Origin of the sequence: Bacillus sp. FDAARGOS_527, assembly GCF_003812125.1 — a bacterium.
GTDB lineage: Bacteria > Bacillota > Bacilli > Bacillales > Bacillaceae_G > Bacillus_A > Bacillus_A paranthracis.
In genome coordinates, this window is sequence record NZ_CP033795.1 from 2,566,610 (window position 1) to 2,586,804 (window position 20,195).

The 20,195-nt window shown below is 34.4% G+C and carries 18 protein-coding genes and 4 pseudogenes; 10 read left to right on the forward strand and 12 right to left on the reverse strand.

Annotated elements, in window-relative coordinates; genetic code table 11:
• Positions 1–14 precede the first annotated feature (14 nt).
• Positions 15–1,148, reverse strand: a pseudogene (locus tag EGX95_RS15810) (serine hydrolase domain-containing protein).
• A gap of 258 nt (positions 1,149–1,406) precedes the next feature.
• On the opposite strand from EGX95_RS15810, the pseudogene EGX95_RS30810 reads away from it, so the two are divergent.
• Positions 1,407–1,616, forward strand: a pseudogene (locus tag EGX95_RS30810) (hypothetical protein).
• A 99-nt stretch (positions 1,617–1,715) separates the two neighbouring features.
• Here EGX95_RS30810 and EGX95_RS15820 read toward each other — a convergent pair.
• A complete protein-coding gene (locus EGX95_RS15820) occupies positions 1,716–2,936 on the reverse strand; it encodes an MFS transporter (RefSeq protein WP_000904353.1) in 1,221 nt (406 codons plus the stop codon).
• Positions 2,937–3,042: 106 nt separating this feature from the next.
• Between EGX95_RS15820 and EGX95_RS15825 the strand changes: the two genes are divergently transcribed.
• From EGX95_RS15825 to EGX95_RS15835, 3 genes are all read left to right on the forward strand, one after another.
• On the forward strand, positions 3,043–3,894 hold the full coding sequence (locus tag EGX95_RS15825; RefSeq protein ID WP_000351713.1) for a LysR family transcriptional regulator: 852 nt from the start codon (positions 3,043–3,045) through the stop codon (positions 3,892–3,894).
• Entirely contained in the window at positions 3,887–4,396 is a 510-nt protein-coding gene (locus tag EGX95_RS15830; protein WP_000544594.1) for a DUF3916 domain-containing protein, read from the forward strand. Before EGX95_RS15825 ends, EGX95_RS15830 begins: the two co-directional genes overlap by 8 nt.
• A 92-nt stretch (positions 4,397–4,488) precedes the next feature.
• Complete coding sequence (locus EGX95_RS15835) at positions 4,489–5,166, forward strand: YdcF family protein (RefSeq protein ID WP_000236557.1); 678 nt, start codon at positions 4,489–4,491, stop codon at positions 5,164–5,166.
• A gap of 43 nt (positions 5,167–5,209) precedes the next feature.
• On the opposite strand, the gene EGX95_RS15840 is transcribed toward EGX95_RS15835, so the two are convergent.
• The gene (locus tag EGX95_RS15840; protein ID WP_001226331.1) at positions 5,210–6,154 is read right to left on the reverse strand and encodes a glycerophosphodiester phosphodiesterase; all 945 of its coding nucleotides are present in this window, start codon (positions 6,152–6,154) and stop codon (positions 5,210–5,212) included.
• A gap of 382 nt (positions 6,155–6,536) precedes the next feature.
• Complete coding sequence (locus EGX95_RS15845; protein ID WP_000422616.1) at positions 6,537–8,156, reverse strand: FAD-dependent oxidoreductase; 1,620 nt, start codon at positions 8,154–8,156, stop codon at positions 6,537–6,539.
• A gap of 466 nt (positions 8,157–8,622) precedes the next feature.
• Between EGX95_RS15845 and EGX95_RS15850 the strand changes: the two genes are divergently transcribed.
• The 5 genes from EGX95_RS15850 to EGX95_RS15870 all read left to right on the forward strand — a co-directional run bounded on the left by EGX95_RS15850 (position 8,623) and on the right by EGX95_RS15870 (position 13,315).
• A complete protein-coding gene (locus EGX95_RS15850) occupies positions 8,623–9,027 on the forward strand; it encodes an ArsR/SmtB family transcription factor (protein ID WP_000571889.1) in 405 nt (134 codons plus the stop codon).
• A gap of 110 nt (positions 9,028–9,137) precedes the next feature.
• The gene (locus tag EGX95_RS15855; protein ID WP_000646400.1) at positions 9,138–10,136 is read left to right on the forward strand and encodes an NADP-dependent oxidoreductase; all 999 of its coding nucleotides are present in this window, start codon (positions 9,138–9,140) and stop codon (positions 10,134–10,136) included.
• Positions 10,137–10,314: 178 nt separating this feature from the next.
• Positions 10,315–11,781, forward strand: coding sequence for a protein adenylyltransferase SelO (locus EGX95_RS15860; protein ID WP_000164881.1), 1,467 nt, complete (start codon positions 10,315–10,317; stop codon positions 11,779–11,781).
• A gap of 254 nt (positions 11,782–12,035) precedes the next feature.
• A complete protein-coding gene (locus EGX95_RS15865; protein ID WP_001102718.1) occupies positions 12,036–13,130 on the forward strand; it encodes a response regulator aspartate phosphatase in 1,095 nt (364 codons plus the stop codon).
• The gene (locus EGX95_RS15870) at positions 13,127–13,315 is read left to right on the forward strand and encodes a Phr family secreted Rap phosphatase inhibitor (RefSeq protein WP_000619635.1); all 189 of its coding nucleotides are present in this window, start codon (positions 13,127–13,129) and stop codon (positions 13,313–13,315) included. Before EGX95_RS15865 ends, EGX95_RS15870 begins: the two co-directional genes overlap by 4 nt.
• A gap of 333 nt (positions 13,316–13,648) precedes the next feature.
• Here the strand turns inward: EGX95_RS15870 and EGX95_RS15875 are convergent, their stop codons facing one another.
• The 6 genes from EGX95_RS15875 to EGX95_RS15900 form a co-directional block, all read right to left on the reverse strand.
• Positions 13,649–14,254 carry an FMN-binding negative transcriptional regulator gene (locus EGX95_RS15875; protein ID WP_000275791.1) on the reverse strand — a complete coding sequence of 202 codons (606 nt, stop codon included), beginning with the start codon at positions 14,252–14,254 and terminating at the stop codon, positions 13,649–13,651.
• A gap of 134 nt (positions 14,255–14,388) precedes the next feature.
• On the reverse strand, positions 14,389–14,916 hold the full coding sequence (locus EGX95_RS15880) for a GrpB family protein (RefSeq protein ID WP_000813624.1): 528 nt from the start codon (positions 14,914–14,916) through the stop codon (positions 14,389–14,391).
• A 23-nt stretch (positions 14,917–14,939) separates the two neighbouring features.
• Positions 14,940–15,287, reverse strand: coding sequence for a DUF4260 domain-containing protein (locus tag EGX95_RS15885; protein ID WP_001172039.1), 348 nt, complete (start codon positions 15,285–15,287; stop codon positions 14,940–14,942).
• A 12-nt stretch (positions 15,288–15,299) separates the two neighbouring features.
• Entirely contained in the window at positions 15,300–16,268 is a 969-nt protein-coding gene (locus EGX95_RS15890; RefSeq protein WP_000865833.1) for a bile acid:sodium symporter family protein, read from the reverse strand.
• Between the two features lie 4 nt (positions 16,269–16,272).
• Positions 16,273–17,664 (reverse strand): FAD-binding oxidoreductase, encoded by a 1,392-nt coding sequence (locus EGX95_RS15895; RefSeq protein WP_000406950.1) that lies wholly within the window; start codon positions 17,662–17,664, stop codon positions 16,273–16,275.
• Between the two features lie 169 nt (positions 17,665–17,833).
• Positions 17,834–18,232, reverse strand: a complete 399-nt coding sequence (locus tag EGX95_RS15900; RefSeq protein WP_000737897.1) for a DUF2871 domain-containing protein — start codon at positions 18,230–18,232, stop codon at positions 17,834–17,836.
• Between the two features lie 257 nt (positions 18,233–18,489).
• On the opposite strand from EGX95_RS15900, the pseudogene EGX95_RS15905 reads away from it, so the two are divergent.
• Positions 18,490–18,993, forward strand: a pseudogene (locus EGX95_RS15905) (GNAT family N-acetyltransferase).
• A gap of 93 nt (positions 18,994–19,086) precedes the next feature.
• On the opposite strand, the pseudogene EGX95_RS15910 reads toward EGX95_RS15905, so the two are convergent.
• Positions 19,087–19,462: pseudogene (locus tag EGX95_RS15910) on the reverse strand (Tn3 family transposase); the annotation flags it as partial.
• A gap of 44 nt (positions 19,463–19,506) precedes the next feature.
• Positions 19,507–19,809 carry a hypothetical protein gene (locus tag EGX95_RS15915; protein ID WP_000717602.1) on the reverse strand — a complete coding sequence of 101 codons (303 nt, stop codon included), beginning with the start codon at positions 19,807–19,809 and terminating at the stop codon, positions 19,507–19,509.
• Between the last annotated feature and the right edge of the window lie 386 nt (positions 19,810–20,195).

Consider the following 20,195-nt stretch of genomic DNA (forward strand, 5'->3'; position numbering starts at 1 on the left):
AGGCTCTTTCTCTTTCATGCTCCGTTTCCTTCTATTAAATCATTCGCCATTTTCCTAAACTCTTGATTAAATGTATCATTCATACCATTTTGAACGTTAGAGAACAATATGACGAATGTTTTTTTATCCCAGTTAAAATTATTAAAAGTATTCCAGCCTGCTAATACCCCGTGGTTATGATAATAATCTGGATACGTATAGAAACTAAATCCATATTTTCTTGCAGGTGATGCAGTAAACATATCTAATACACTTTGTTTAGATAACAGCTTTCCATCCATTATTGCCTCATCTAATCTTTTCATATCTTCAACAGTTGTATACATTTCACCACACCCATACAACCAGTTCATTTTTAAGCGGGGGGCAGCTATTAATTCATTATCTTTTCTCGTATAACCTTCTGCTAAAAAAATATCTTCTGGGAGAGTCGCCCCCATTCCAGATTCATACATGCCAGCAGAAGTAAAAATATTTTCTTTCACGTATTCAGCGAGCGGTTTATTCGTAATTTTTTCTACAATATATGCAAGCACCATATAATTATAGTCTGTATATTTCCAGCCTGTCCCTGCAGGAAATTGCAATTTTTGCGCTCCAATCCACGTTACTAACTTTAAACGTGACCCTGCATCCACCCTACCTTGTCCTTGATCTGGCAAGCCAGATGTGTGTGTTAATAGATTTCGTAACGTAATGTTTTTATCTGCTGGAAACGATGGAATATACTTATTTACATTGTCTTCAATATTTAATTTCCCTTTTTCTTTTAGCTGCATAATAGATATTGCAACGACCGTTTTCGTAATAGAACCAATACGATATTACGTTCTTGGCGTTGTTACTACTTTATCTTTCACATTCGCATATCCATAACCTTTTCGTAAAATCACATGATCTTTACTAGCTACAAGAACGCTCCCATTAAATCCTTTATCTTTTAAATATTGATCTAGTTTTCCAGCTACAGCTTCATAGCGTTTTTTCTCAGTTGCATCAACTTCTTGCATATCGTCCTTTTGCTTACTATTTACATTAGAAAATGCCTTTATATCATATTTCTTACCTTTATTTGCATGTATTAGTGCAACGACACTCCCACAAAAAATAGCAAAAACAAAGAAAACGATTAACCATTTCTTTAGCATAATAGGAACCCTCTTTTATATAGTTTCACTTAACGCGCATCCATTCTATTCTATATCTATTAATTTTTAAATTTTTTATAATACTACCTATTATTCACCTAAATGAACTAGATTCCTTTTTCTCATATTCAGTTTTCGGCTACTCTCTATTGTATTTCTTTCCCGCAAAATTTCCACCATACAATCGGATGCACCCTACTATAATTTCAACATCTTATGTAACATTTGTTACACAAGATAAGAAACGGAGTTGTTAAGATGAAAAACACAGATAAAAACAATCGTTTAGATGATATGACGTTTCATTATCCTACAATAAAATATAGTTATAATTTAATATTAAGTAAAATAGATTACAACTTTAAAAGGAAATGATACTAAAAATTTTCAAACAAAATAAATCATGTAAATAACGATAAAGAAAAACAAATCATTATAGCTAAAATTACAGGCAATGAACTTCATTGAAAATGAATCTCATTTATACTTTGATTATACAACAAATAAAAAAAGAAATGTCGCTCACTCGGCATTTCTTTATATTTTCTTCATAAAAAATTTACATTGCTAACTTTCTTTTATTTTCTTGTTTTTTCTATATAAACTGACTGCCGAGATACTTAACAATACTACTATACATAACCACGCATACGCATACCCTTTCTCATCCACAATATAACCAAATAAAACAGGTGCAACAATAATAGCAATTTGATTTAATGTAAGCGCTAAACCCACTGTTATTCCTACAGACTCTTCACTTGCTAATTCAGCAACTTCGGCTATAAAAAGACTAAACCATCCAATTGAAAAGAATCCTAACAATGCACTTACACCATACAATACTCCACTCGTTATTGTATGTATATTCATTACTAACAGTAACATCAAGCCGATAGAAGCGCAGACAGCTATAAATAAAGGTATACGCCGATTCCCCTTATACAACACATCACTAATAGTTGCTAATGCAATACGACCAATCATTCCAGAAAAGAACATAACTGAAAATACTGTTCCGGCTACAATAAATGTAATCGATTGTTCCCCTGCTAAAAATTTCATGAAGTGTCCAACTAACACCATTTGTAATGAAATCATGCAAATACCCGTTATATAAATTGGATACAACTCTTTTTTGCATATCACTACTTTTAGCTCCATCCAAAAGGAAATGTTATTATGTCCTTTCCTCGCTTCCTCCTGAACATATGGCTCTTTGTAAAACATAAAAAATAATAGCCCTCCAATTATACAAATGCATGCGATACTATTGATCGCGTAAGTCATATTATATTGTACGGTAAGAAACGGGATTAACACTCCCGCTAACGCCCCACCAATCGGTATACCCGCTTGCCTTATTCCCATCGCTAATCCGCGATTTTCTTTTCGGAACCATTTTAAAATCACTTTACTTCCTCCTGGCTGGGAAACACTATAAAACATTCCTATTAATAAAAGTACAAATAATAACCCATTAAATCCACTTACTATATTAGTCAGTAAAAGCAAACTCCCTAGCAAAAATGAACTGATAGAAATTAATATTTTTTCATTATATTGATCAAGTAGCCGACCGACAAAAAGCATACAAAATAACGGTCCAACATTTACAACACTTACTAATAATCCACTCTCCGTATTCGTAAGTGCATATTCTTCTTTCCAAAATAAAGCGAAAACCCCGACACCATACGTTATAAGTGTCGCTGTGGTTTGAGCAATCGTCGCAACAATTAACATAACCCATTTATAAGTACTATTCACCCTTTCTTCAATCAACATAATAATCCCTCCCCCTTCCATTGTATGAAAGTTCTGATATCATATAAAATAAAGATTCATCATATAATCCATCAAAAAAATTGATACCTTTTCGGAGGGATGATACGTGGACATAAAAGATTTAACTGTATTTTACGAAGTCGCGAAGGAAAATAATATTTCTCGCGCAGCGAAAAATTTGAACTACGTGCAATCAGGCGTAACGATGCGTATAAAACAACTAGAAAATGAATTAGGTGTTCCTTTATTTTACAGAAACGGAAAAGGTGTAACTTTAACTTCTAACGGTGAGATTTTATTAACGTACGCCAAACAAATTATCCACTTAATGGATCAATCTATAAAAGCGGTTCAAAGTAATGGAACTGATCCTAAAGGTACTTTAAAAATTGGGTGTACAGAATCTACAACTGCGGTAAGGCTTTCCTCTATATTAACGGCCTACTATGAGAGGTACCCAGAAGTCGAATTGATTTTGGAAACAAATACGACTGAACAACTCATTAAGCTTGTATTAGAGCGAAAACTAGACGGAGCGTTTATAGCTGGCTCTACTCAGCATAATGAACTCCATACAACTGTATTTCATGAAGAAGAATTGGTTCTCATTAGTAAAAAACCTTTATCCTCTCTTACAGACATAGAAGATATGAATTTACTCGCTTTTAGTCACGGTTGCTATTATAGAAGTTTATTAGAAGACTGGCTTCAAGAAGAAGACATCTCGCCTAAACGAGTATTAGAATTCGGAACAATCGAAGCGATACTTGCATGTGTAAAATCAAATATGGGCGTAGCGATTATGATGAAATCAATTTTAAAGGGACATGAACATGACATATCATTCAACCCTTTACCAAATAGCTTCAAAAAGGTTCCTACTACTTTCATTACTAGAAAAGACATATTTCGCTCAGCTGCATTACAAAAATTTATGGAGATGACTCACAATGCATGAAAAGAAAATACGTGGGATGAAACGAAAAACAAACGCTATGATAAAACAAATTGAGGAACATACAAAAACGTTCCCTTCTACTTTCTATAACGATGAATATTGGTATATGCCTTTACCAGTTTCTCAAGCTTTTATCGATTTGTGTAAAACGCCTAGAAAAGTAAAACGATTATGTATACAAACCTTATTAAATCAAGCAAACCATTTAATAAAAATAAAACCGAGCGATACACATACATATCGAGTTGTTACTTTAATTTCTATAGAGAATTTATGGGAATCGCAAATTATCGTATTCAAAAACGATGACTATTTTCATAACTTTTTCAATAGAAATAATGAATTTCAAAAATGGATTTCTCTTTCAAATAAAATTGATTTTTGGAAAACATGGGGAATTTCAATTTGTCCTACTGCCCAAATTTTACACTTTCAAGAAGTCATTTATGATGAAGATGCAATCGATAAAAAAGAGATTTGGTTTATTGGAGAGTTATCTTAAAAGGGGTACTTTGAAATGAAAAGCTTCCCTTTTTTCACTTAATAAAATCGCTATATAATGAATTTATCATTTACTATATAGGAGGTTTTCACATGGTAATACCTAAATATCCTGATGTCCCTACTCTTACGAAAAAACAAATCGATCAAATTACAGAAATCGTTTTTCTAAAAGAAATAACAACACAAAAATGTGATGCTATTTTCGTTTTCGGCGGTTCTCATCCCGGCAATTGGCAAGCTCCTCTAGAAGCTTATCGACAAGGTTTAGGAAATCAAATTATCGTTACAGGTGGTACTAGTTTGCATGGCATGAAACATCCGAGCTGGAATTACGGAGATTTGTCAGATGCAGAAGTAATTGTAACTAAATTAATGGAACATGGCGTACCAAAAGATGCTATCCTATTCGAGAAAAACTCCCTCCATTCTATCGCGAATGTAATGGAAGCGAAAAAGATTTTTGATTTCACAAAGATTAATCAGCTACTATTTGTTTGCAAAAGTTTAGGCGCTGGTCGGCAATATCGAGTATTAAAAAAACATTTACCTAAAACTATTACTTGTATCCCATATACATTTGATACAAGTTTCGATGGTGAGTTTATCATTAATAGATATAATTGGATGGAAAATGAAAAAAGTCGCTCTATGATTTTTGGAGAATACTTGAGAAATGTTTGCTACGGTAGAAAGGGCGGCATTGAGCCACCTGAAAATGAGGTTGAAGGTTTAGAAGAATATGTATCCTATTACTATAATCTAGCATAATAAAAAAAGGTATACCAAAATGTCGGTATACCTTTTCTCCTATTTATTTTTCTTTTAACACACTATGTAATCGATCAGGATAATTTGTAAACATTCCTGTAGCACCCCATTTTATTAACAATCTCATATCTGGTTTCTCATTAATTGTATAAGGATGAATTAGCAGTCCATTATTTCTAGCTATTTTCATATATGACTCATCAATAATTAATTCTCTGTTATCATTACGTAAGTTTGGTCCAATACCAACTGCATACTTTTTAATTTCTTGAAAATCTTCATTCGTTACACGTTTCGGTTCATGTGTAATGCCAGACCATTCAACAATCTCATTGTTTTCATTTGGATAATACCAAAGCAGTTGAACTAACGGAATATTTTCATTCATACTATGAATCTTTGTTAAACTATCTTTACTAAATGATTGAATCATCACGCGGCTAGAAGACATGTTTTGACCTATTAAATTATATTTTTCTAATAAAGCTAATAATTTCTCTTCCATTCCTGGATACACATCTGGTGATTTTGTTTCAATGTAATACTTCATGCTTCTTCCGTACTTTTGGAAAATTTCTTCAAGAGTCGGAACTTTTTGACCAACGTACTCTTGCTTAGCCTTTTCTGGATACGCTTTATTGAACCACGATCCTGCATCTAAACTCTTTATTTGACTTAATGTTTTATCTCGTACTTCACCTGTACCATTTGTCGTGCGATCAACTGCCGTATCATGCATTGCAATCAACTGGCCGTCCTTAGTTAATTGAATATCTAACTCCAAATAATCCGCTTTCATTTTTTTCACTAAATCATAAGAAGCAAAAGTATGCTCAGGTGCATGTCCACTTGCTCCGCGATGTGCAATATTTAAAAACTTATTCTTATTCCACTCATGCTTTCCTTCTGCTTTCGCATGAACAGCTCCCCCAGCAAAGATACTTCCCGTCATAAAGAAGATAACTAAAACGCTAATAATTTTTCTCATCCTTCTAACCCTTCCTACGTTACAAATTTCAACAAGTTAATGAGATTTACACGAAATAGAAGATATACTTTCATCATTTTTATAAGTTTATATTAAAATTCCAATCTTACAAATATAATTCCCCTATGTTATTACTATACTATTTATTTTCCATATCCCCCCTATTCACATGTAACTTCCTATTGATTACATTTCATCAATAAAAAAAGCCATAAATTATTTAGAGGACACTTCTGTATCCTTAAATAAATTTATGGCTTATCTCAAATATCTCCGGCCTCGATTAACTTGTCGAAATTAATCATACCAAACCTATTAAAATTTGTGAATATTATTTTTTCAGTAAAGTGAAGCATATAAAACAATATACTTCCATAGCTACTTAAAAACTACATAATAAATTACTCATTACCTTCTCCAGTATTACATCTGGATTTACCACTGCTTTTTCCGAACGCCATCCAATAAAGCCGTCTGGTCTAATTAATACAGTTCCTTCATTTTCTATCCCATATAATTCACGAAAAACATTTTCTTGAGCAATAAAGTCTCCACTTCCACCTACTCGATACAGTTTAATATTTATTCCTAATTTAGATGAAACATCATATACAGCTTCAGCCCAAGAACTATTGTCTACTCCAGTAAGTAATACAAAATTGTTACCAAATAAGTCTAATATAGAAACTTCTTTCCCTTTATACATCCCCCAAAAGTGTGGCGCTCGCGTTCCAGGTCTCCCGTTCAACTCTACGCTATCCATTCTATGTGGAATGACTGAGTCATCTATAATCGCCTCTGAACAATACTGATATCCAACTGTAACAGCTAAACCGTCCATATTATTCAGACTGCCTTCCTCTCTATTCGCAGCACGAAACAGTAAACTACTCGCATAATCTGTCGTTAATTTTGCAACAGGATATCTCTCTTCATGATATGTTTCTAACAGTTTTGGTTTTGCCTTTCCTTTTATAACAGCCGCTAATTTCCAGGCTAGATTGTGCACATCTTGTATTCCTGTATTGGAACCAAACCCTCCTGTTGGCGGCATAATATGTGCAGAATCACCAACTAAAAAAATGCGATTATCTTGAAATTTTGTAGCAGTACTTTCAGCCGCTTTCCACGGTAAAACACTTACTATTTCCGACTTAACATTTGTGCTTCCAATTGCGGTTTGAATAATTTGTTTACAACGTTCTATAGTGAAATCTTTTGGTCTCTCTCCTTTTAATGGATCGTAGGATACATGATAAATCCATCTTCTTGCATTATCGACTGGAATGAGTGCACCGAGAACTTCCGGATGAAGTACCATAGAAAAACCAAATGCATCTCCTTGTATAAATTCACTTAAATCCGCTTCAAAATAAATATTCATATAATAACCACCAATTGTTCCACGGCCCTCGGTACTAATCCCTAAGTGCTCACGTATTTTACTTTTTGCCCCATCTGCTGCAATTATATAGTCACAATGAAAAATAATTTCTGCTTCCGTTTCACGATTCCGAATCGTTGCTATTACTCCATGCTCATTTTGTTCATAAGAAACCAATTCATGATAAAAAGATAATTCTCCGCCTAATGTTCTCGCTTCTTGTAACATGATCTCTTCTAAAGTAATTTGATAACAAGCAGTTTGTTTTGATGGACTAATCTCTTCTATTTTCTGAAGTAACTTTTCATCATTTTCATACTGATTCGCCCTCATTTGTGCCAACTCTTCATTATTCGCCCCAGCTATTGTATGAACAGCTATTCTTCCTCGGCAATTTTCTAATGTTTTACCCGCCGATCTAATTCTTTGTTCTAAACCTAATTCTCGAAATAACTCCATCGTACGAAAAGTGATTCCACCTGCTTTTGGATGAATTGCAGTAGACGGATGCCTTTCAATAAGCAAGTATTCAATATTATGTTTTGCAAGGAATAACGCAGACGCTAATCCTGATAATCCCCCTCCAACAATTAAAACTGGTACATAATTCAATTCCATATACTTATCCTCCACGTCATTGTTCTGAGCTCAGTGACATAAATATAATCAAAAAAACAACAAAGATATAGACTTATATTTCATTTTAAATTATCATATAGATAGATTACGCCCCAAATTACTTTTACTTTTTCATACATCTATAATCTGCTTGAATTATGCATGTATGAAAGAGTAAAACGAAACAACTCACTTCAAAATAATAAAAACATGATAAGCGGTCGTAACCCTATAAATTATATAGGGTTACGACCGCTTAATTTTTTGTGCAATGACTTAACCATCCTCATCTGTAAACAATGTATTATTAAGCCTTTTCTATCTCCTACCATTTTCAACTCATAAAATTTCATTCGTCTCGATTTTCTTTCCCAATATTGCAGCTCATACAACAATCATGTAGCATTACCGTATCGAAGTAATGGTCCATCATCTTAAACCTTTCGACTCATTAGCAGGAGGTAAAGTGATTGAAATGAATAAACAAGAACAATTAAATGTTATAAAAAGAGATTTTATTGATTCACAAAAAGTATTATTGGCAATTGGTGATGAAACACGTCAAGCTATTTTGTTAGTTCTCATGGAAACGGAATGTCAAACCGGATTACGTGTAGGAGAAATTACGAAACAAACACACCTTTCTCGACCAGCTGTATCACATCATCTTAGAATTTTACGAGAAGCCGGTATTATTTTAATGCGAAAAGAAGGTACAAAAAACTTTTATTATATTGATATACGTACAAAATTAAGTTTATTAAAAAATCTTGTATTAGATATCGAAAAGCTATTGCACAACTTTTATCCCACTTTAACGGGCAGTAAGACCCCCACCTCAGAATTCAGCGAAAGCAAAGAATTTAGATAGGGGATCAACTGCCCATAAAAGTCCGATTGGTGAGGGCTGATAATCAGTGGGGGATGAAGAACCCCCCACTGATTAAAGTTTCACTTTATTGAAATTTGGAGGTATAAGAAATGAAAGCGATGATAATTGATAAGTACGGAAAAGTCCCAATGCGTATGGCCGAGGTACCTATTCCTGAAATAAATGAGCATGAAGTGCTCGCAGAAATTCATGCAGCTAGTATTAACCCAATTGATTTTAAAATACGCGATGGAAAAGTAAAGATGTTACTTAAATATGAAATGCCCCTAATCCTTGGGAATGACTTTGCTGGTGTCATCATAAAGGTTGGATCAAAAGTAACTCGTTTTAAAGTCGGCGATGAAATATATGCACGTCCAAGAAAAAATAAGATTGGTACTTTTGCGGAGTATATAGCCATTCATGAAGATGACATAGCTTTAAAGCCGAAAAATTTAAGTTTTGAAGAAGCTGCTTCAATTCCACTTGTTGGCTTAACATCATACCAAGCATTACATGACATTATGCAATTACAAAAAAATCAAAAGATTTTAATTCACGCTGGATCTGGTGGTGTTGGTACTTTCGCAATTCAGTTAGCAAAAATAATGGGTGCTACCGTTACAACAACTGCTAGTGAGGCTGGTGCAAATTTAGTAAAGTCTCTTGGCGCAGATCAAATTATTAATTATAAAACAGAAAAATTTGAAGAAATACTAAAAGATTATGATGCAGTATTTGATACCATTGGTGGTACAACACTTGAAAAATCATTCGATATTATAAAAAGCGGCGGCAGCATTGTTTCTGTTTCAGGAATGCCAAATGCTCGTTTCGGTAAAGAATTCGGTTCTGGATTTTTTAAAACATTCTTATTTTCATTAGCAAGTAAAAAACTTACTGCACTTGAAAAAAAGCATAATGCTCAATATTCATTTTTATTTATGAAGCCAAGCGGAGATCAATTACGTACTATCGCAAACTATATTGAAGCCGGAAAAATCAAACCTGTAATCGATCGAGTTTTCCCTTTTGAAGATGCTCAAAAAGCAATGGAATATTCAGAGGCTGGAAGAGCAAAGGGGAAAATAATTGTAAAAATGAAATAATAATAAAACCTCCATTTTCTTAAAATGGAGGTTTTAAATTTGCTGTTAAATAGACATAGTGCAGTGAAGTCCTTACAATAGATTGCAAGGGGAAATATCATATTATACTTTTAGCTAATTTTACAAAGAATACATACGTACAAATACATAATAAAAAAATAAACAAGGAGGAGATAAAATGACTAAAAATAATGAAGCTGGTTGGAATTTAGACCATAGTTATACGACTTTACCACAATCATTTTATACAGAAATCCCCCCTACTCCCGTAAGTTCACCGGAGTTAGTTAAGCTAAACCATTCACTTGCGATATCTCTTGGCTTTAATCCTGAAGAATTGAAGAAAGAAGCCGAAATCGCTATTTTCGCCGGTAATGCACTCCCAGAAGGAGCTCATCCATTAGCGCAAGCATATGCCGGTCATCAATTCGGACATTTTAATATGTTAGGCGACGGTCGTGCTCTTTTAATTGGTGAACAAATGACTCCTGCAGGTAAACGTTTTGACATTCAACTGAAAGGTTCTGGCCCTACTCCGTATTCACGCCGCGGTGATGGTCGTGCTGCACTCGGTCCAATGCTACGTGAATATATTATTAGCGAAGCTATGTATGCACTTGATATTCCAACTACCCGCAGTTTAGCAGTTGTCACAACAGGCGAACCAACCTATCGTGAAACAAAGTTACCTGGAGCTATTTTAACTAGAGTAGCAAGCAGCCATATACGCGTTGGCACATTTCAATATGCTGCAGCTCGCGGTTCTATCGAGGATCTTCAATCACTAGCTGACTATACAATAAAAAGGCATTATCCAGAAATTGAAGATCATGAAAACCGATATACTGCATTGCTACAAGAAGTCATTAAAAGACAAGCAAGTCTTATCGCAAAATGGCAACTTGTTGGATTTATTCACGGCGTAATGAACACTGACAATATAACGATTAGCGGTGAAACGATTGATTACGGCCCTTGTGCATTTATGGACAATTACGACCAAGGAACTGTATTTAGCTCCATTGATACACAAGGTCGCTACGCATATGGAAATCAACCATATATGGCCGCATGGGATCTCGCGCGACTAGCTGAATCTTTAATACCAATCCTACACGAAGATGAAGAAGAAGCATTAAAGATTGCTCAAGACGAAATTTCAAAATTTAGCGTACAGTATGAAAACCAGTGGTTCCTTGGAATGAAAAAGAAATTAGGACTATTTAGCAACGAAGAACAAGATCAATCACTTATTGAGCAACTTTTAAAAATGATGGAGAAATTTAAAGCGGATTACACAAATACATTCCGTTCATTAACTCTTAATACGTTAGAAAATACCCCTCTATTCGATAGCCCTGAATTTAAAGAATGGTACAAACTGTGGCAATCTCGATTAGAAAAACAAGATGAATCGAAAGAAAATGCCTACGAAATGATGAAAAATAATAACCCATCAATCATCCCAAGAAACCATCGCGTAGAAGAAGCACTAGAAGCCGCTGTTACAAGTGGAGATTATAGCGTAATGGAGAAGCTTCTTGAGGCTCTAGCAAATCCTTATGCGTATACTACAGATCAAGAAGAATACTGCGTTCCACCTGCGCCTACGAATCGTCCTTATCGTACTTTTTGTGGGACTTGATGGTTTAATCTGTAAAAAGGTGTGTTCATACAAATTGTGTGAACACACCTTTTTTATATTCCCACCTCTCAACTAGAACTTTAAAATGCCCCTCCCCGATTCCCTTTCTTTACTCCAAAACAAAATTAACACTATTCCAATCGGCTTACTGAAAATTTTGTTAAACAAATATTGAGAAATAAAAATCATATTTCTAAATATTGCTATTTTTGATACTATATTTTATAAGAATATTCAAAAAGCGAGGGGATTTCATGAACGTTCAACTACAAGGTAATGAACAAATTACAAAATTATTTAATGACTGGTATTTAGCCATGCTAAAACAAGATGTGTCCCAGGCAACAAACTTAAAGCATGAAATTGAGGAAAAAGAACTAAACTTTGAAGAAGATGAAAACTTAGCATTATACTATTCTCTACTAGATTTTCGTTTCAAAGTTTTAACTGATGGTTTAAGCATCACAAAAGACAGTTTCAATAAAATAGATTCTTACGCGATTTCACCTAATCAACAACTTTCTTACTACTATCATTTATTTAAAGCGATTCATGCTACTTTAACAACAAATTATAATTTAGCAAGTGAACATTATGAAAATGCTGAAAAGCTATTAGTTAATGTTTCAGATAAACTAGAGGAAGCTGAATATAATTACCGATTCGCTATCTTTAATCAACATTTTTATAAACCGATTGATGCAATTCAATATGCTAATAAAGCTCGAGAAATATTTTTCATGTATAGAGATTATGAAAAAAATGTCGCTTCATGTGAAAGCGTTATAGGTGCATCATGTGTACAATTAAGACAATACGAGCAAGCTGAAGAACACTATAACTCCGCAATCAATATTTTACAAAAACAAAATGAAGAATCTTTACTTTTAAGAGTTCGTAATAATTTAGGCTGGCTATATGCCAATCAAAACCTATCAACACTGGCTATTCGCCATCTATCTGAAGTAACGACAAAAATGCCTACCCATTTCAAAGCAATTTTTTTACAAGCTAGGGAACATTCTAAACTCGGTGAAATAAATATCGCTTCAGAACTTATAAAAAAAGGATTAAAAATTTGTACAGAACTTAACAATGAAGAATATATGCTTCACTTTAAAATTTTAGAGTCCCTTAACAATAACGAGTCAACTGAAGACTTAGAAAAAATTATTCTTGAAGGAATTGCGTATTTCGACAAAGAATCTTTATATAACTACACTCAGGAATATTCAGAAAAGTTAGCCGTTAAACTTTACGATGAAAATAATCATATAAAAGCAAGCGAGTATTTTCATAAGGCGTTACAAGCAAAAGAAAAAACGTTTGAGAAAGGAGCATTAAAATGATAAGAAAAATTGGTTCCATCTTATTAGGATTATCTGTTATCGGAATTGTGTCTATTGGGGTAAATAGTTCGTTTACATATCAAGCAAGTCATGCAGATTTCCCTGCACCACAAAGGCCTGACCTTGTTCAATCCGTTGACGTAGGTAAAGACTATAACTCAACAACAGCTGAAAAAACACTTTAAAAAACGAAAGACCTTCATTTAAGAGGGTCTTTTTTAAATGCGCTTATTTAGAGTTAATGTAATCAAATGTTTCTTCATACAGAGGTTTCCATATGCCTCCGACGGGATTCGAACCCGCACTCCTTTCGTTAGCATAGGCTAAGGGGAACACGCTGCCCTACGGAATTCCACCTGTCTCAGCTTATTTGCTTTTCGGTGCTTCTGAAACCTTCGCCTTGCGACCCGGTGCGACATGTTTTCCGGCGCTCTTCCCTTCTAGAGCTACGGAGGCATTTTTCTTGCAAGTAAAATATATTTCTACAAAATTAGTAAATCACCTTTATTTTACCAAACTCATTTTGTTTCTTTCATCAATTCCGCAATCCCCTTACTCCCCTCACTACCAACCTTCTCAAGCTTCTCCACAACTAAGTTTCTTCTTTCCACAGAATGATTTTGACTTAACTTCGCTTTTCCTTCTATTTTATTTATCTTTACTTTGAACCCAACTATTCCCTTACTTAATCCTCCCATATAATTCGGGTCTACATCATTAAGTGAGTAGGCGCTCTCTGGATCTTCATACTTATGTACTAACTCTTGAAGAGAATCTATTAATTCCTGTTCATCTTCAACAAATTTTAATTCACCATATACATGCACTGCAACGTAATTCCATGTTGGTACTGCATTGTTTGTTTCATACCATGACGGAGAGATGTAACTATGTGGTCCTTGAAATATAGCTAGTACTTGCTGATTCCCAATATCTTTCCACTGTTCATTCGGCCGTGCGAAGTGACCATGTAAAGTAAGGGTCTCCCTATTTAATAACAATGGTAAATGCGTTGCATATGGTTCCCCATTATGTTGAGAAAATAACGTTGCAAAGCTATTTTGTTCCATTATTTCGTACTTCATTTCTTCATCTTGTATTGCGAAATATTTTGGTATATACATAAACTCCCTCTTTTCCGGTCTTTTATTTCTCATTATATTTAAGTCTTGTGGCATTCAACAGGGCCAGTTTGTATTTGTTTTATAATGGCAGCGTTCTATTTCAAAAGAATAGGCAGCATGTATTCCATGCCGCCTTAGTTTATCTTTTCTAATATATTTGTAATAAATGCTGTCTTACCTTCACTATAGCTCGTTCTACTTTTTGTCTCTCTTGCTAACTCTTCCTTTAAATGTCCATATTCAACAGCAACATCTTCATGTTCACGAAGATAATCCCGAAACGCTATATGTCTTCTTAGCTCTTCACTTTCTTTATCACACACATACAAATGATGTTCCATCCAATCTGTACTTTCTCCGTCCCACGGAACGAAAGCGTCCTTTCTGCCAAACGCCTCTCTCCCTTTGTAGCTCCATTCTGCCTGATGATAGTATCCTATCGCTTCAAGCTTTGTTACTACTTCAGGAAAAAAACCATAATCTTCTATTACGATATCAATATCTAATATTGGTTTTGCTGCAAGCCCTTTAATAGATGTACTCCCAACATGTTCAATGGATAAAATACTGTCTTCCATTACATCGTTAATGAGAGTTTGTAACTTATTAAATTCACTTTCCCATTTGATGTTATACTCTTTGATAGTAATTCTCTGTTTCAAAGTATCCCTCTCCTCAAAAGCAACTATAACCTCTGAATATGAGTATCCTTAAAATCCGTCTCATATTTCAACCCATATCCAAACATTCGATCCATTCCAATATGTGCTGTCCATATTAGGCCTATCATAATAACGGTATCTATCTTAAAATAAACACCAATGATAACAATTAATATCGATATGATATATGTGTGAAATAAATTATAAATGTTAGCCCCAACATGATTATTTATACCATACGCTAACATTGATAAATCCGGAGCTAAAAGGAACAGAAAAAATATTATCCAACTAAATTCATATAATGAATACGCATAAATCACAGCTATGAAAACAACTAGCCCTTCAAAATGTACAATACGTTTTTGCATTCTTTATCATTCCTATTTTTCTATATTTACCGATAAAGTTTCATCACTGAAAGTATCCTTTGCATTTTTTGACCAGATGGTTGCTAAAATCGGTCCTGCAATGTTATGCCATACTGCTGCTAACACACTTGGGAGGGCGGCAGCTGGTCCAAAATGTGCTGTTGCTAGCGCAACACCTAAACCTGAATTTTGCATTCCTACTTCTATTGAAATAGCTCTTCTTGTCCCTTCGTCTAGTCTAAGTATGAATGCTGTTATATATCCGAGTAAAAAACCGAAAGCATTATGGAGCATAACGGCAATAAAGATAAGAAGGCCTGAAGAAGTAATACTACTTACATTTGCTGAAACTACCGCTGAAACAATAATGATAATTGCTAAAACTGATATGAAAGGAATAACAGTCATTCCTTTCGTAACAGTTTTCGGGAAAAACTTCTTCACTACTAATCCTAAAATAATAGGTATGATAATAACTTGTACGATAGAAAGAAACATAGACATAGGATTAACCGGCATCCATTGTCCTGCAAGCAATAGTAAAATAAGAGGTGTAGCAATTGGTGCTAGTAACGTTGATAATGATGTCATTGCAATAGACAACGCTAAGTTCCCTTTTGCTAAATAAACCATAACATTTGATGCGGTGCCACCCGGTACTGAACCGAGTAATACTAATCCAGCTGCTAATTCTGCTGGCAGATTCATAACGTAGGCTAGTACGTATGCGACAAGTGGCATAATAATAAACTGAGCACATACACCGATAATAACTGGCAATGGTTTTGTAGCAATAATTTTAAAATCAACAGCCTTTAACGTTAATCCCATCCCAAACATAACAACCCCAAGTAAAATCGTTATGTAACTAGTTACCCCCAGAAATGGAGCAGGAATAAAATACGCAATAATTGCAATACAAATAACCCAAAATGCAAAATATTTTCCAGCTATATTACTTATCGCTTCTAGTACTTTCACCCGATCAGCTCCTATCCTTTAACTGAAAAACTTTATTCGGATTCAAAATATTTTGCGGATCAAGAGCTTTCTTTATTTTTTCCATTACGAGTAATGCCGCCCCATGTTCTTCTTCCTGATACTTCCGTTTTCCAATACCAACGCCATGTTCCCCTGTACATGTTCCTCCTCGTTTAAGAGCATATAGAACGATACTTTCATTTATTTCATCTGCTTTTTCCACTTCTTCTTTATCGTTTGGATCAACCATTAAGAGCACGTGGAAATTCCCGTCTCCTACATGACCAAGAATACCACCAACAAGACCATTCTTTTCTAATGTCTCTTTCGCTTGTTGGATAGCTCCAGCTAATTCTGAAATAGGTACACATACGTCTGTACTCATAAGCTTTTTACCAGGATAGCTATGAACGTAAGCGTATGCTAGGTTATGCCGTGCATCCCATAATTTATTTCTCGCTGCAGTTTCCGTTTCAAAAGCAACTTCTTTACATTTATGATCAAAAACAATTTCCTTCGTAAATTCAACATCTTGCTTTAACCCTGCTTCATTACCGTGAAACTCTAAAAACAATGTCGGTTCTTCTCTGTAACTTGTTTCACTATAATGATTGACTTGTTTCATAGATAGTTCATCAACGAGTTCAATTCTCGCAATCGGAATACCCGCTTGCAATATGTTAATAACAGCTTCTACTGCATCATTTATAGTTGGAAACGATGCTCTCGCGGCCATAACATGCTCCGGTATGCCGTATACTTTTAATGTTAACTCTGTAAAGCATCCAAGCGTACCTTCTGATCCTACGAAAACACCATTTAAATGGTAACCTGATGACGACTTCGCAGCTAAATTCCCAGTATGTATTACTTCCCCATCAGCAAGAACGACTTCTAAATCACGAACTTGATCACGCATTACTCCATACTTAACCGCTGTCGTTCCGCTTGCATTTGTAGCAACCATTCCCCCTAACGTTGCATCTGCTCCTGGATCCACACTAAAAAACAATCCGTATTTCTTCAATTCTTTATTGAGCTGAGAACGAGTCACTCCTGGCTGGACTTTCACCAGAAAATCTTTCTCTCTTATTTCAAGAATTTTGTTCATTAATGAAAAATCAACCGTAATTCCTTTTTCATAAGGAATTACATGTCCTTCTAAACTAGAACCTACCCCAAACGGAACGACGGGTGTCCCGTGCTCACTCGCTATTTTCATTATCGTGCTAACCTCTTCGGTCGTTTTCGGAAAAACTACTACATCAGGTAAACTACTAGCATGATAAGATTCATCTTTACTATGTAACTCTCTTACTGTTGTATTAATTACTACTCGATCTTCGGGAAGTACACCCTTTAATTCATTTACTAAACGCTCTACCGTTATTTCCATCTTACACTCTCCTACTTTCTATAAATTTGAATTACAAAATATGTTAACTATTTTATACATAATAATCCGAAAAATTAAATAATTCAAGTTTTACATATACGAAATTCATTTCTTACTTTCGAATAAAAAAAGAACTTGCAACAATTACTGCAAGTTCTTTTCTATAAAACTATATTTTAAATGACTTCTTTATTAACAACATAAACCAAATTAAAGTAAATGCCATCAGCGAATGAGAAAACCCAACAATATAAGTTAACCCTTTAAAGTCCGCTCCATTTAACTGAAGAAGCCCTCTTGCTGCCAATGAACCTAACATTAATATTAATGCGATATTATGTACAACAAACCACTTATTAAAACTTTTCGCTTCATGAAACGCGAATACTTTTGCTAATCCTAAAGCAATTAAAAAGAAGAAAAAGCCGAGTACATGTGTATGTGTATGTAAAAGGTTTAACAAAGTAGATCCTACAATCCCTTTATACTTTCCATACTCCCTAGCGAAAATCCCTGATAATAAACCGATAATCAAATACGTAAACGATGCATTATATAATTTCTTCATTATATACCTCCTTGAGTAGAATGTGTAGTGTGTCATATTTAGTAATAATGATAGTTATATAGTAAAAACTCCTAGTCACCTAGGAGTCATTGTATAAGCATCTCACTCTTTACAATCAATTCTAATTATAAAATATCCCTTTATGCAAAACAAACGAACTTTATGTGAACAATCCGGGATCTTGTAAAATATGTTGCGATTTTGTATTACACAATCCATACTAATGATTATAAATGTTAAAGGTGGTGCAGTAGATTGTGATAGTTCTTGAAACGGAACGACTCGTTCTTCGCTGGTTTCATCTAAAAGATGCTCCATTTATTCTCGAGTTAGTAAACGATCCTGCATGGATTCAGTATATCGGTGATAAAAGGATTAAAAACTTAGAAGATGCAAAAAAATACATCTTAAACGGCCCCGTTGATATGTATAATAAAATGGGCTTCGGCCTTTACTTAGTAGAACGAAAAGAAGATCTCACTCCGCTCGGTATGTGTGGCCTTATTAAAAGAGATTCATTAGAAGATGTTGATATCGGCTTTGCCTTTTTAGAGAAATTCCGTTCGAAAGGATATGGCTACGAGTCAGCTTCTGCTGTAATCGAATACGGAGTACAAAAACTAGGTCTGAAATGAATTGTAGCCATTACTACTACTGATAACATCCAGTCAGGAAAGCTTTTAGAAAAAGTAGGATTGAAGTTCGAAGAGATCATTTCGAACTCAGGGGAAGATTTAAAATTATTCGGCTATAACGCGTAAAAAGATTTTGAAAGAAAAACCCTTGATTTATCTACGCTAAGCAGAAAATCAAGGGTTTTATTTATGTTCTAAGAGGCGTAATAATCCAATAGAATGCTCTTCAATATGTAAATCTGTTTCGTGATGTAGTAAACCATCAATGACATGAACGGCATCCCTAGCATTCGGATTAATCACTTTTGTATGAAAGCTAGAGAATTGATCACTCATAAAGCGATAAAGTGAAACTTTAATTAGTGGGGGTTTTCTTCATCTCCCACTGATTATTAGCCTTCACCAATCGGACTTTAATGGTAGCACCTTTACCTGTTCCGTGATGTGGATTTGCGTCTGCATGTAAAGATGAAACCCCAATTTGCATGCCCATCCCATCTGAAGACGAAGTGGTACCATCTCCCCAATAAGAAGCTAAATCTAGTTGGTGCTGGTAATTTACTAATGTTGCTTGTGCCTTATTCATTGAATCTTCACCACTCGTTTTTTATCGGACTTCTTTTTATACTTTTATTTTCTTTATGAGTTATTAGAAAAATAATTGTCTATATAAGTCTTTATTTTTTCAAAATCCTTTTCCATAAATAAGTTTGCTGGTACTTCAATTATTGGAAGATTATTTTCATTATCAAAAGGTGGACACGGTTTGGGAACTACCAAATAGTCAACTGAGTTTTTATCCCTAATATAATTAATCGAAACATCATAATACTCAGAAAAATATTCCTTCAAATCATCGTGATTCCTTAAAAATGGTAGAGAAAATATTGAACCATAATTTATACCAGCGTCGACAATTAATACAAAGCATATTTTTTTCATGATACACCCTCCTAGTATAATAAGTTTTAAGTTAATAACTGTTCCTTGAAAATTAAATAGTTTTTATCTTCAAGAGCTACATCAAAAAAATAATGTAAGGGTAAAATGTAGTCTTGGATACCAGGGGTTTCCCAAAATAATGGAAGTGCAGAAATGGATCCATCGGGAATATGCTTACTCCTCCTGTAGTTCGAGCACGTTAAAAGACTGCGACCTAGACCAAAATGCACTGCATACGCACAAGCTGTATCGGTTTCCTTTTTCTTTATATTCAATTAAATCATATCATTATTTTACATAAATTTACAGACTTTGTTTTTTATTTTATTGGTAAACTTATGCTTAGCGTATAATTTCCGCGTTTCGTCGGCAGGCCCCCTTATATA